Raw genomic sequence first — 12,979 nt, 5'->3', positions numbered from 1 at the left:
TTGTTTTTTATACGGTTATTGTTTTAACTTCACTTGTTCCAGACGAAGTTGCAAATTCAGCAGGACTTGCGGATATTCCGAAGCACGATTCACCTTCTCTTCTTCATCATCGGACAACCGGTAAAGTTGAGGCTCCTGGCTGTTGCCCAATTCTATATTTGCCGCTGTATATCGGGCGGCTCCTTTCCCCGGTGCAATGTATTTCCAGTCACGGGTCCGGATGGAAAGATTGTTGTTTACATTTTGTTCGATGACATATTCGCGTCCCGCTTTATCCTTGCCCAACCATGCATCCAATTGTTTTTCACTGTCCGGCCCGGCACCGGCAGGTAAAGTTACATTCAGCAACTGGGCAAAACTACTCATCCAGTCTATTTGGCTCACCATAGCATCGGAGACGGCGGGCTTTACCGTTCCCTTCCATCTTAAAATGCACGGAACGCGGGAACCAGCTTCATAGCTGCTATACTTTCCTCCTCTTAAGTGTCCCCACGGACGGTGATTTCCCAACAGTTCTACCGCCTGGTCTTTATAGCCGTCATCTACCACCGGTCCATTATCACTCGATAAAACGATGATTGTATTTTTATCCAGTTTCAAGCGCTTCAATGTTTTCATAATCTCTCCTACGCACCAGTCGAATGAAAGCAACGCGTCTCCACGGGCTCCCATACCGCTTTTCCCGCGGAAGCGGGCGTGAGGGATACGAGGGACATGAATATCATTTGTTCCCATATACAGGAAAAAAGGATTTCCCGATTGCTGGTTTTCTATAAAACCAATCGCATGTGCCACGATACTGTCTGCTATATTTTCGTCTTTCCAGCGTGCCGAATGTCCGCCCTTCATATATCCGATACGTGAGACTCCGTTTACAATCGCTTGATTGTGTCCATGCGAAGGATGAAGAGTCAGAAGTTCGGGATTGTCCTTTCCGGTAGGTTCACCCGCTATCGGTTTATTATAACTAACCTCTATCGGATCGGAAGGATCCAGCCCTACCACCCGGCCATTCTCCATATATACACAAGGAGTACGGTCGGCAGTAGCAGCCATGATATAGGAATAATCGAATCCCAAGTCCGAAGTATTGGGAGTTACCAGACCGTTCCAGTCCTGTTTACCGGTTTCTGCTCCGAGCCCCAAATGCCATTTGCCGACGACCGCCGTTGCATATCCGGCATTTTTGAACATATCGGCAAGTGTATAACGTTCCGGTGTGATAATCATACCTGCGTTTCCGGCTGCAATTCCTGTTCCCGGACGACGCCAGGCATATTCTCCCGTAAGCATGGCATAGCGTGCGGGGGTACTTGTTGCTGCTGCGCTGTAAGCATTGGTGAAACGAACTCCCTCGCTGGCCAGTTTTTCCACATTGGGAGTAGAAATGGTTTTCACCGTCTGATTACAACTCAAGTCACCGTAGCCGATATCATCCGCGTAGATGAATATAACGTTAGGTCGTGATGATATTTCTTTCTTCTTTTCCGCTTCCTCGTCTTTGTCGGCGGGAAGTCCGTCGGTGGTATTGTGGCAAGCATATACGGAAGTCAGTGAAGAAGCGACAACAGAAAAGGTTGCCAACGGGTATAATATGGATTTTCTTTTCATATCTTCTTATTTTTTATTTTCGATTATTCGTGCGGTATATCATATACAAGCGTACGTGTACCGTCCCATGCAACGGCTTTGATGCAAGTAGAGCCTTGAGGATAAGACACTATGGTAGAACCGCCATAACCGAAACCTGTTCCACAGATAGCAGCCTTGGTCAACTGATTGCCTGCATAGGTTTCATAAGCAACCGCATTTTTCCAGACATCAACAGACACAGTACGAAAATTCTTGTTCTCCTTATCATCAATTATGGAGTTCGTCACCCCTTTGTTTAGTGTACCCGTCACGGTCAGCTTGTCACGGAACATTTCCACACTATTGCCCGAGATATAATTCAACACGGTTGTAGCAGGTTTCGGATACTGCGAGGCATGAGTTTTCATAGTCTCGACATCGGCAGCAGTAATCACCAATTTAGCCTTGTTACCGTAATCATTAACCTGCAAATCCACTTCTTTCAGCATACCGGCTTTCTCAAAAAAATCCGTCAAGTCCTGTTGCATGATATCGCATGCATTCTTTATAAAATTGAGTTGAATCTTACCAGGTCCGGACAGGTTAGGAGCTTTCCATGCCTTTGTCAGCAAATCGGGATAGAAATCTTCAGGTCCCATTTTAGCTATTTTTGTATATAGTTGCAACTGCCAAAGTGGTATTAGGCTGACAAACACGTTGCCGTTCGCCGAGTCTAACTGACCATACCCTTTTTGGAACAGCCACGGATCTCCTCCGATAACTCCACTCAAAAGATAACTGCTGTAACGACCTCCGATTAATTTCGGGCTACCCATTCCGTTGGAAACATATTCATGCTCCAAGCGCAATTTATGGGGTGAGTAGTTATATTGTACCCACATTGAATACAAATTATTAGTAATCTCAGTTGTTCCATGCCACTTCATGTTGGGACGTATCTGATTGATGTGTCCCAATTCATGTGCTATCACCCAGCACATATTTCCTATATTGTCCGGATTCAGAGGCACATCCGGCAAAGAGATGCCGCGGCTGTTGGCATTCGGGCTTCCTCCATAGCTCTTACGACCAAACATTCGGTTTACAGGTCGCCAATTATGTTTGTACATGCCCATCATTTCCTGTTCCAAGCGTACAATTTTATCATATTGTTCAATCATTTCCCGCCCACGTTCCGGACATTTCTTCGTCAAGGAGTTTTTGTCTATCGCTAATTGGATGTACTTGCCGCGAATATCCAAAATATCACATTCCGACTGTTCATTGTTCAATAGCTGGATCCACTCCGTTTTATCATCTCCCCGCTCATAGTCGAACCAGCCGTTCATTTGCCCGGTAGCAATATGGATTTTCACATCGGGCACCGTTTCCGAAGCCTTCAACCAATTATCGATATAAGCGAGTCCGTTCTGCGACACGGTGAACGTATTGATACCCATCGCCAACGGATAAACACTTGTCTTTTCGCCTCCTTCCTTGCTCCAGTCTACCACTTTCATGCTTAATGTCTGTTGGCTTTCTCCTACGAAAACCATGGCCAAATCTCCCGCTTTGAAATAAATGCCGGTCGGATTCTCAAAGCGATTATATGCACCCAATTTCTTGGTACTTGCTTCCATATCCGGATAAGCCTGATACATCTGAATGCGTTTCATATCATACGTCTTGTCATACAATGCCAAAGCAATCTGTTTCAGTAATGCCGAGCCGCCTTCCGGCAGAGCCTGTATCTGTTCTTTCGTCACTTCCGGCCTCAATTCCGAGCAAGTAATATCCGTAAACAGTTCGACAGCCGTTCCTTTCGCCTTCTTGTAAAATTGCATTTCAGCGCAACTAGCTTGATCGTTGTAGCCGGATTTGATAATGAACCGAACCGCTTTAGGGTTCTCTATGGGCCGTTCTAGAATTTGCTTAGTATAAGTTGTTTTTTGCTGAAAGTCAAAATCACCAACATGAACAAACTCTCCAGTTGCGTTCTGATACAACATCTCAAACTCTCCCCAGTTCCCGTTCTGGTTTTTGTCCTGACGAGGGTAATAGATAAAATAATCAATACAATCCGGCTGTTCTTCTGCGAAATAATAGGTCACTGTAACAGGCAGATAACCTTTTCCCTTCGAATTGAAGTGTGTTCCCGGTTTTCCGTCAAATGACAACTCTATTTTCTGATTCTGATACCAGAACTTATCCGTCTCCACTTCGTCAATAAATCCCGTAGCCGTTGCAGAAGAGATTTTAAACATTACATCCACAAATTCCTCGTTATCAAAAGGGTCTGCATTTCCAGGCTCTTCCGGTTGTTCCAAATCAGCAGGAGGATTCTCTATCAATTCCTCACTACTATCACTACATGCGGTAAACAGAGTTACACATGTCAGACTTAACAGTAAAAATAAGTTTTTCATAATCGTACTTGTTATTCAAAGTTATAATTAAAAATAGGGTTCTTTGTATGTGCTTGCTTTATCAATGCCTTCAGTTGTTCCACACGGTCGGGATGCAAAACGGCTACATTATGCTGTTCCTTGGGATCAGTCTTCAGGTTGTACAATTCATAGTGAGTCTTCTTAGGGGCATTGACCTGCAAAGAGATCAGTTTCCAATCATCTTGAATGACTGCCTGCGTACCTTGTTTTTCATAGAATTCATAGTACAGATAATCATGTTCGGGCTGTTCCAGCCCTTTCAGTACAGGCAAATAAGAAATGCCGTCTATATCATGGGGAGTGGAAATGCCTGTTATATCACAAACAGTCGGCAGAAAATCCCAAAATGCGGAAACATGCTGGTTCCGGCTGCCGGGAGCTATCATTCCCGGCCATTCTACAATAAAAGGAGTACGGATACCACCTTCATAAAAATCCCGTTTGATGCCTCTCAGTCCTGCATTGCTGTTGAAATACTCCGGGTCATGACCTCCTTCTTTATGTACTCCGTTGTCCGAAGTGAAAATGATGATTGTGTTCTCATAGACTCCTTTTCGTTTCAGCAGCTCGATGATTTGTCCGACATTTGTATCCAGCAATGTGACCATTGCCGCATAGGCAGCCCGTGGTTTCGGTTGTGCGCAATAATGTCCGCCGGCGAAAGGTTTTTCCTGAAATTGCCCTTCGTATTGTTGCATATTCTCTTCGGGCACCGCCAGTTCGGCATGAGGAATCGTAGGGCTGAAATATAGGAAGAACGGGTGTTCTGCATTTTTGTCTATAAAGTCTAATGCTTTCTCCACTATCAGATTATGAGAATAATGTTTCTTTTCCAGCATAATCTTTTCATTATTCTCAAACAAGAAAGGCGGATAGTAAGAGTGAGCATGTCCTTGTCCCAGATATCCATAGAAGTAGTCAAATCCATGACGGTTAGGATGCCCTTCGCTATCCGGGCCACCCATTCCCCATTTTCCGATACAAGCTGTCCGGTAGTTTTTTTGTTTCAGCAATTTGGCTACCGTCACTTCCTTAGCAGGCAATGGAGTATCGTATTTCTCTCCATCTGCCAATGTCACCGGTTTGTTACCGCGGATCGCCGCATGTCCCGTATGTTTTCCGGTCAATAATGTACAGCGTGAGGGTGCGCTGATGGACGAACCTGAATAATGCCTCATAAACATCATTCCATTGCGGGCCAGTCCGTCAATACATGGAGTCTTTATTTGCTGTTGGCCGTAGCAGCCTAAATCTCCTATTCCCAAATCATCCGCCATAATATAGACAATATTGGGAGTCTGCATGGGAACTTTCCCGTTATCCTGTACATTTTCCGATTGACAGGCGACAGGAACCAGAAGTAAGGTTGACACAAGAGTTTTGTTCATCATGTTTTTCATTTATAGTTAGTTATACGAATGGTTAGTATTACTTTTTTGCGCAAAAATACGGAGGATATACCGGAGTGGCAGCCCCTTCTTGTAACACATTAAATCCCCTCCAGTAACATTCGTATAAAAGTTCGTTAATGATAAGTTTTCAAGAAAAATCTGTTTGTAGTCTCATTCTCTCTTTTTATCTTTATCCTCGAAATAAGATAAAATGCTATGCTAAAAAAGACACATTTACTCCTATTCTTGTATTTATCATTGTTGTTCCATAGCCTGTCATTGGCTGCTGTCTCCCCACTCAACAGCAATCTCCGTTTCGATCATCTGACTATTGATGACGGATTGTCACAATCGGATGTAACTTCTATCATACAAGATCAGACCGGATATTTATGGATAGGAACCAATAACGGACTAAACCGCTATGACGGTTATCGTTTCACTAAATGGAAGTGGGATCCTAAAGCTACGGAAAGCACTATTTCCGGCAACACCGTTATGTCTTTATGTGCAGGGAAAGACGGAAAGGTATGGATTGCCACCACCACCTCTCTCGATGCTTACGACCCCGACATGGCAGGATTCATCAATTATAAAGAAAAACTAAAAGAAGTAATCCCCGGAACCAACACTTTCAGGATCAATGCAGTCTTCTGCGACGACAGTGGAGACATTTGGTTGTGTTTCCGCAATAAATTACTGAAGTTTGATTCATCTTTGCAGAAATTCGACTTATGGACTATTCAGGACAAAGATATTACACCTTATTATATACAGGATATTAAAGCCGATTCCCATCATAATCTATATTTAGGGAGTAACCGGGGGCTTTTCCTTTTTGATACCAAGTCCGAGACTTTCCGTTATTTATACGACAAAAAACAGCCGGAACACTATCTTCGCAACCAAATCAACTCTATATTAATAGAACCTACCGGGAATATACTCGCCGGAACCGTCAACGGGCTTTGGCTATTGTCTCAACGGGGAGAAATTATAAAAGAAATTCCTTTGGAAAACCAGTCGAATAATGTGATAACCACTTTATATAGGGATTCACAGAACCAAGTATGGGCGGGAAGCCGCAAAAACGGGCTGTACTTGGTCAACAATGCCGGCATACGGCAGTTCAGGACTGAGAGTTCCCGCTATAATAACCTCAACAGTAATGAAATACTATCTTTATACGAAGACGGATCCGGTATTTTATGGATAGGAACGGCTACGGGCGGGATGAATAAGCTGGTTCTCAACGAATCTCCTTTTATCAATATCCAGCATCAGACGGAAATGGCAAATACCATAAGCGACAATCTGGTACATGCCATTTATACAGAAGACAACGAAACGGTCTGGTTCGGTACCCAGAATGCTGTTCTCAACCAATGGAACAAACAGACTAATAGATTTCACCATTATATTTTTCCCAACCATATCACTGTAATCAACAGACGAAACGCCGATGAACTTTGGGTCGGTACAGGCGGAGGGCTCAAAACATTCAATAAGAAGACAAAGATGATAAGTGATTTCTTACCGGAGAACCGCATCAACCATTCGTTTACCAGCGTACTTTACAGGGACAATGAACAAAACCTGTGGTGCGGAAGCGGTGGAGGGATATGTCTCATTGACAAGGATGGGAACACTGCGCCGTTGCTTACTGACGGCAATCCTTTCAAAAGAAACACACGAGCTATCACACAGACAAAAGACGGTGATATGTGGATAGGAACTCGTGACCACGGAATTATCCACCTGAGGCGTGACGGGAAAGGCTTCCGGTTTATGAACAACGGAAAAAACCGGACGATGTATACTGACATTTCCTATCTGTTTGAGGACTCGAAAGAACGTTTGTGGGTAGGGACATGGGGAGCAGGATTATATCTGATTACTAATCGTGACACGATTGGTTTCCGTAATTATTCCGAGACCGACGGTTTATCGGACAACCTGATATATAGTATTTATGAAGATTGTAACGGTCAATTATGGATAAGTACCTGCAACGGACTCACTTGTTTCAATCCTGACAAAGAGTTGTTCTATAAATATACCTCCTATGACGGGCTGCCGAGCAATGAATTTGCAAAAGGAGCACATTTTCAGGATGCGCAAGGGATGATTTATCTTGCCGGAATCAATGGAGTCACTATTTTCCAGCCCGAAGAGATTCATATCCGGCAACAAGCCTCGAAAGTAGCTATCACCGGACTGCAAGTATATAATACTGACATACGTCCTGGAAAAGAATATGAAGGTAAAGTCATCTTGTCCCGCGATATCACCTCTACCGAGCATATCACACTGAAATATGACGAACGGCATTTTACATTCAACTTTATCACCTTCTCTTACCACGCACCGCAGAAGAATCGTTTTGCATATCGCCTGTCCGGCATTGACAAGGAGTGGATATATACCAACGAGCATAGCTCCGCTTCTTATTCTCATCTGGATCCGGGAACCTATTTGTTTGAGGTGAAAGGCTGTAATTCCGACGGAGTATGGAACGAACGTCCGGCAAAGATGACAGTGACTATCCTTCCTCCTTTCTGGGCGAGTCCGGTTGCTTATCTGGTGTATATCATCTTAGTCGCTGTACTGGGAACTGTTATTATTCTTTGGATTAGAAGAAGGAACGAATTGAAACGTATACTTTTTCAAGAAAGGATATATGAGGAGAACCAAAAGGAGCTATACAATGCTAAAATGAAATTCTATACAAATGTCTCGCATGAGTTACGTACACCTGTGACTCTCATTGTCGGTCTGATTGAGAAGCTGGAAGGCAGTTTCAATACTGAGGGAGAAGAGAATAAAATGCTGGCCATTATCTCCAAGAATGCGCAAATACTTCTACGTCTGATAAATGATTTGCTTGATTTCCGTAAAATAGAAACCGGAAATATGCAACTGGAACAAGCACCGCAGGAAATCGTGGCTTTCGTACGTACCATCTGTTCTTTCTTTGAAGAAAGGGCCGGAGAACGTAATGTCCGCCTGTCTTTCTATTGTGATGATTGCGATCATCTGATTCTGCTGATAGACGCCAATAAGGTACAGCGTATCATTTACAACCTCTTGTCTAATGCCGTCAAATTTGCGCAGACTTATATAGAAGTGTCTGTCAAGCGGGAAAAGCGTAACGGGCAAGAATGGCTGCTGATTTCCGTAAGAAACGATGGAAAAGGCATTGCAGAAGAAGAACAAGAGAAAATATTCTCGCGTTTTTATCAGATTGATGCGGGAGATTCTCCTACACCGGGGTCTGGCATCGGTCTTAATCTTTGCCGGGAGCTGGCTCATTTACATGGAGGTGAAATAGAATTGTTCAGCAAATTGGGAACAGGCGCCATGTTTACTCTATGCTTGCCGGCGGTATATCCTGAAATGGAGCAGTTGCCGGTTGTGATGCAAGAGCCGACCGGCAGTGAGAAAGAAGAGAAACAATTGCCCATTTTACTTGTCATTGACGACAATGAGGATATACGCTATTATATGAGGCATTTGCTTTCGGACGAGTATGAGGTGCTGGAAGCAGGAGGAGGTGTGCAAGGGTGGGAAATGGTACAACGTTATCTGCCCGATTTGGTGATTAGCGATGTCATGATGCCGGATATGGACGGCATTGAACTGTGCCGCCATATCAAAACTTCACCTGATACCTGCCATATTCCGGTGGTATTGGTGACCGCCAAACTATCTGATTCGTCCCAAATACAGGCTTTGGAATATGGGGCGGATTCTTATATTGTCAAGCCTTTTACGGAAGCACACATAAAAGCCCAGATAGCCAATATTCTGGTGAGCCGGGAGAAACTGAAAGAACAGTTGTTGAAAGAACTCTCCAATAGTATCGGACAGCCGGAAGCTGCTCCGATACAGGACAAACTGCTGCAAAAAATAGTAGATGCCGTAGAAGCCAACCTTGACGACTCGGAATATGATATTGACCGGCTCAGCAAGGATATAGGATTAAGCCGTATGCATCTGTACCGGAAGTTGAAAGGTATTATCGGGCAGACTCCTGCCGATTTTATCCGTGACTATAAATTGGCCCGTGCTGCCGAATTATTGAAACGTCCGGATCTGAATGTCACAGAGGTGAGCGACCTGACCGGTTTTGTCTCTCCTAAAATGTTCCGGATTTATTTTAAGAAAAAGTATGATTTAACTCCCTCCGAATATCAGAAAAAGTATTTTCCGTCATAAAAGCGAATAGAAAAGAAGTAAAAAAGTATCAGTGTTACACATCGGGACGCAATCTGTTACAGGCAATTCCCGTTCCAAAACCGCATTCACCATACATTTGCGGCAGATAATGCTGAATCTAATTACTAACTTAAATGTGGAAAACATGAAAAAACATGATCCAATGAACTTAAGGATTTTCCGAAAAGTAATGGTCGGTTTGAGTGCCGTTACTTGTTTAGTTTCTCCTTCTTATGCATCCGGAGATGCAAACAGCTCTTTCTTTACTGAAAAAACGAAAAACACACCGGCTGTCTATGAGGTCGGGCAAACAAGAGAAAAACTCATTCAAGGTTTTGTACGTGACAAAAAAGGGGAAGCGGTTATCGGTGTCAATATTCAAGTGAAAGATAAGGGCACCGGAGTGATTACCAATATGGATGGTTTGTACCAGATGAAGGTACCGGAGAATGCTGTTCTTATTGTCAGTTGTATAGGTTATAAGACACAGGAAGTCGTTGTTGGTAAGAGTTCCACTGTCAATGTGACCTTGGAAGAAGATGCCAGGCAATTGGATGAAGTAGTAGTCACCGCTTTTGGTATCAGCCAGAAAAAGGAGACTTTGGTAGGTTCTGTCGACCAGATTAAACCTGATGCGCTGAAAGCGCCGACCACCAGCCTGAGTAGTAACTTTGCCGGTAAACTGGCCGGTGTGATTGCTGTACAACGCTCCGGTGAGCCGGGTGCGGACGGGGCTAATTTCTGGATTCGCGGTAAATCGACCTTCAGCAGTGCAGCCGGTGCGAATAGTCCTTTAATTGTGCTCGACGGTGTGGAAATCAGCTCCGGTGATTTGGACGCTTTAGATCCGGAAGTTATCGAAGGTTTTTCTATCCTGAAAGACGCTACCGCTACTGCCCTGTATGGTACACGCGGAGCTAACGGTGTAATGATTGTAACTACCAAACAAGGTGCCGACCTGGCTAAACCGATTATCAATTTCCGCTTTGAAACAGCCATCAATGTGATGAATGAAATACCGGAAATGGTAGACGGTGTATCATACATGAAATTGTATAACGAAGCCCGCCGAACTCGTAGGGAGGAGGGGAAAGTATATTCGGAAGAGAAAATAGCCGGAACAATAGCCGGAAAGAACCCGTATTTATATCCGAATGTAAATTGGTTTGATGAAATGTTCAACAAGATGTCTGACTCCGAACGTTTCAATTTTAATATCCGCGGAGGTAAAAAGGCTGTCCATTATTTCATGAGTGCTTCTATCAAAAGGGACGGGGGTAATCTAAAATCACGAAGTAAGGAGTTTTTCTCGTTCAATAATAACATCAACGTGATTCGCTATGACTTTGTCAACAATCTGAGTATCAAAATGACACCCACCACTAAAGTCGCTTTAGGATTGAATGTCAGTATGAAAGACTGGAAAGGGCCTGCTAAAAGCGCAGATGAGATATTCAGTCTTTCACGGCAAGCTTCTCCTGTCGATTTTCCGGTTTATTATCCGTCTGAGTGGGAAAAACTTTCATATACATTGTGGGGAGGTATGGAAGGCGGCACATTCAATAATGGATATCGCAACCCGGTAGCTGAATATGCAACCGGTTATAAAACGACCTTCTCTTCTACAGTAGACGCGAAGTTCAGGATAGACCAGGATCTTAAAATGATACTTCCCGGACTAAAATGGTACGGGTTGGTGTCTTTCAAGAACTATTCGAGCACTGTCGTTACACGTACTGCCGGATATAACCAATTTCAGATAGCTTCGGACAATGGCGATGGGACGTATACGCTCGGACGTGTCAATGAAGAAGAAAAGGCTGCCACACTTGGAACAAAAGGAAGTTCTTCCGGCGACCGTTGGATGTATGTCCAGACACATCTGGACTATAACCGTAAATTCGGTGACCATAAAGTGAACGTGATGCTGTTGTATGACCAGAAACAGACCAATGTCAATAATCCGGACGGGTTGCTTGCTTCGCTGCCTAAGCGTAAACAAGGGGTGGCCGGGCGCCTTTCTTATGGCTATGACGACCGTTACTTGATTGAAGCGAATTTCGGTTGTACCGGTTCCGAGAACTTTGCTGCCAAGCATCGCTGGGGATTTTTCCCTTCCGTAGCTGTCGGTTACAATATTTCACAAGAGAAATTCTGGAAACCGATGTCGGATATTATCTCCCATTTGAAGTTCCGTGCCTCTTACGGTCTGGTAGGTAATGACGGAGTAGGATCTCGGTTCGCTTATCTGGAAGATATCGTATTAGGTAGTTGGGGATATACCACAGGAACGGCGATGAATACCACCTATAAAGGACCTGCATGGAATCGCTATTATAATCCTGATCTCACATGGGAAATTGGTAAAAAGCTGAATGTGGGTATGGATATTCAGTTATTTCACGATTTCAATTTGCACGTCGATGGTTTCAAGGAAATAAGAAGCAACATCTTTATGCAGCGTTCCAATACTCTACCCAAGTTTGCAGGTACAGGAGGAACTGCCATTTATGGAAATATGGGCAAGATGAAAAACGTGGGGTTCGACATGTCGATGAATTACCACAAACGAATCAATAAAAACTTCTTTATCTCTGCCCGGGGGACGTTCACTTTTGCAAAGAACACCATTCTTGAAAGGGACGAACCTCCTTATCAGCTCTATCCGCAATTATCCAGCGTAGGACACTCTGTAGACAGTTATCTGATTTATGATGCCATAGGACTGTTCAAAGACGATGCGGAAATAGCCGGCAGTCCGGAACAGACATTGGGATATATACCGATGCCGGGAGACATCAGATACAGGAACATTGCGAATGCGGAAGGAAAGACAGACGGAATTATCGACAAGAATGACCGGATATGGGCAGGTTACCCCAAGACACCGGAAATCGTTTACGGATTCGGTTCTTCCATGAAGTACAAAAAGTGGGATTTCTCTTTCTTCTTCCAGGGAGTGGCGCACACTTCATTGTTGATAGAAAACTTCCATCCGTTTGTAACCAAGGATAAGACAACGATCCCTGGTGTCATGAAATTTATTACAGATGATTATTGGAGTGAGGACAATCCTAATCCGAATGCCGCATATCCGCGACTGACGAATGGCGTCAATGAAAACAACCAGGCAGGTTCTACTTTCTGGCTGCGGAACGGTGCTTTCCTGAAACTTAAAAATGCGGAGATAGGATTTACACACAAATGTTTCAGAGCTTATATCAGTGGACGTAATCTATTAACATTCTCCCCATTCAAGTTATGGGATCCCGAGATGGGAGGCGGAAACGGAATGTCATATCCTACACAGCGTACATACAATATCGGTATTCAATTCACATTCAAATAAGT

General features: G+C 43.9%; 5 protein-coding genes. 2 read left to right on the top strand and 3 right to left on the bottom strand.

Annotation, left to right across the window (positions count from 1 at the left end; translation table 11 throughout):
- Positions 1-15 precede the first annotated feature (15 nt).
- From ACGHVY_RS23625 to ACGHVY_RS23615, 3 genes are read right to left on the bottom strand one after another with little or no spacing between them, the layout of a single operon-like run.
- Entirely contained in the window at positions 16-1,611 is a 1,596-nt protein-coding gene (locus ACGHVY_RS23625) for a sulfatase-like hydrolase/transferase (protein ID WP_390601953.1), read from the bottom strand.
- Positions 1,612-1,634: 23 nt separating this feature from the next.
- The gene (locus tag ACGHVY_RS23620) at positions 1,635-3,998 is read right to left on the bottom strand and encodes a M60 family metallopeptidase (RefSeq protein WP_390601952.1); all 2,364 of its coding nucleotides are present in this window, start codon (positions 3,996-3,998) and stop codon (positions 1,635-1,637) included.
- Between the two features lie 11 nt (positions 3,999-4,009).
- Positions 4,010-5,410, bottom strand: coding sequence for an arylsulfatase (locus ACGHVY_RS23615; protein WP_390601951.1), 1,401 nt, complete (start codon positions 5,408-5,410; stop codon positions 4,010-4,012).
- Between the two features lie 216 nt (positions 5,411-5,626).
- Between ACGHVY_RS23615 and ACGHVY_RS23610 the strand changes: the two genes are divergently transcribed.
- Together ACGHVY_RS23610 and ACGHVY_RS23605 are read left to right on the top strand one after the other, a co-directional pair.
- Positions 5,627-9,628 (top strand): two-component regulator propeller domain-containing protein, encoded by a 4,002-nt coding sequence (locus ACGHVY_RS23610; protein ID WP_390601950.1) that lies wholly within the window; start codon positions 5,627-5,629, stop codon positions 9,626-9,628.
- A gap of 163 nt (positions 9,629-9,791) precedes the next feature.
- Entirely contained in the window at positions 9,792-12,977 is a 3,186-nt protein-coding gene (locus tag ACGHVY_RS23605; protein WP_390601949.1) for a SusC/RagA family TonB-linked outer membrane protein, read from the top strand.
- The last annotated feature ends 2 nt before the right edge of the window (positions 12,978-12,979 follow it).

The organism is Bacteroides sp. f07, assembly GCF_042854785.1.
Classification (GTDB): Bacteria; Bacteroidota; Bacteroidia; order Bacteroidales; family Bacteroidaceae; genus Bacteroides.
Note: the sequence above shows the minus strand (reverse complement) of the source record. Positions and strands in the feature narration are given on the sequence as shown.

Excerpts from the sequence above, each read along its gene's own strand:
- ACGHVY_RS23620 (WP_390601952.1), bottom strand. The coding sequence starts at position 3,998 with ATGAAAAACTTATTTTTACTGTTAAGTCTGACATGTGTAACTCTGTTT.
- ACGHVY_RS23605 (WP_390601949.1), top strand. The coding sequence starts at position 9,792 with ATGAACTTAAGGATTTTCCGAAAAGTAATGGTCGGTTTGAGTGCCGTT.
- ACGHVY_RS23615 (WP_390601951.1), bottom strand. The coding sequence starts at position 5,410 with ATGATGAACAAAACTCTTGTGTCAACCTTACTTCTGGTTCCTGTCGCC.
- ACGHVY_RS23625 (WP_390601953.1), bottom strand. The coding sequence starts at position 1,611 with ATGAAAAGAAAATCCATATTATACCCGTTGGCAACCTTTTCTGTTGTC.
- ACGHVY_RS23610 (WP_390601950.1), top strand. The coding sequence starts at position 5,627 with ATGCTAAAAAAGACACATTTACTCCTATTCTTGTATTTATCATTGTTG.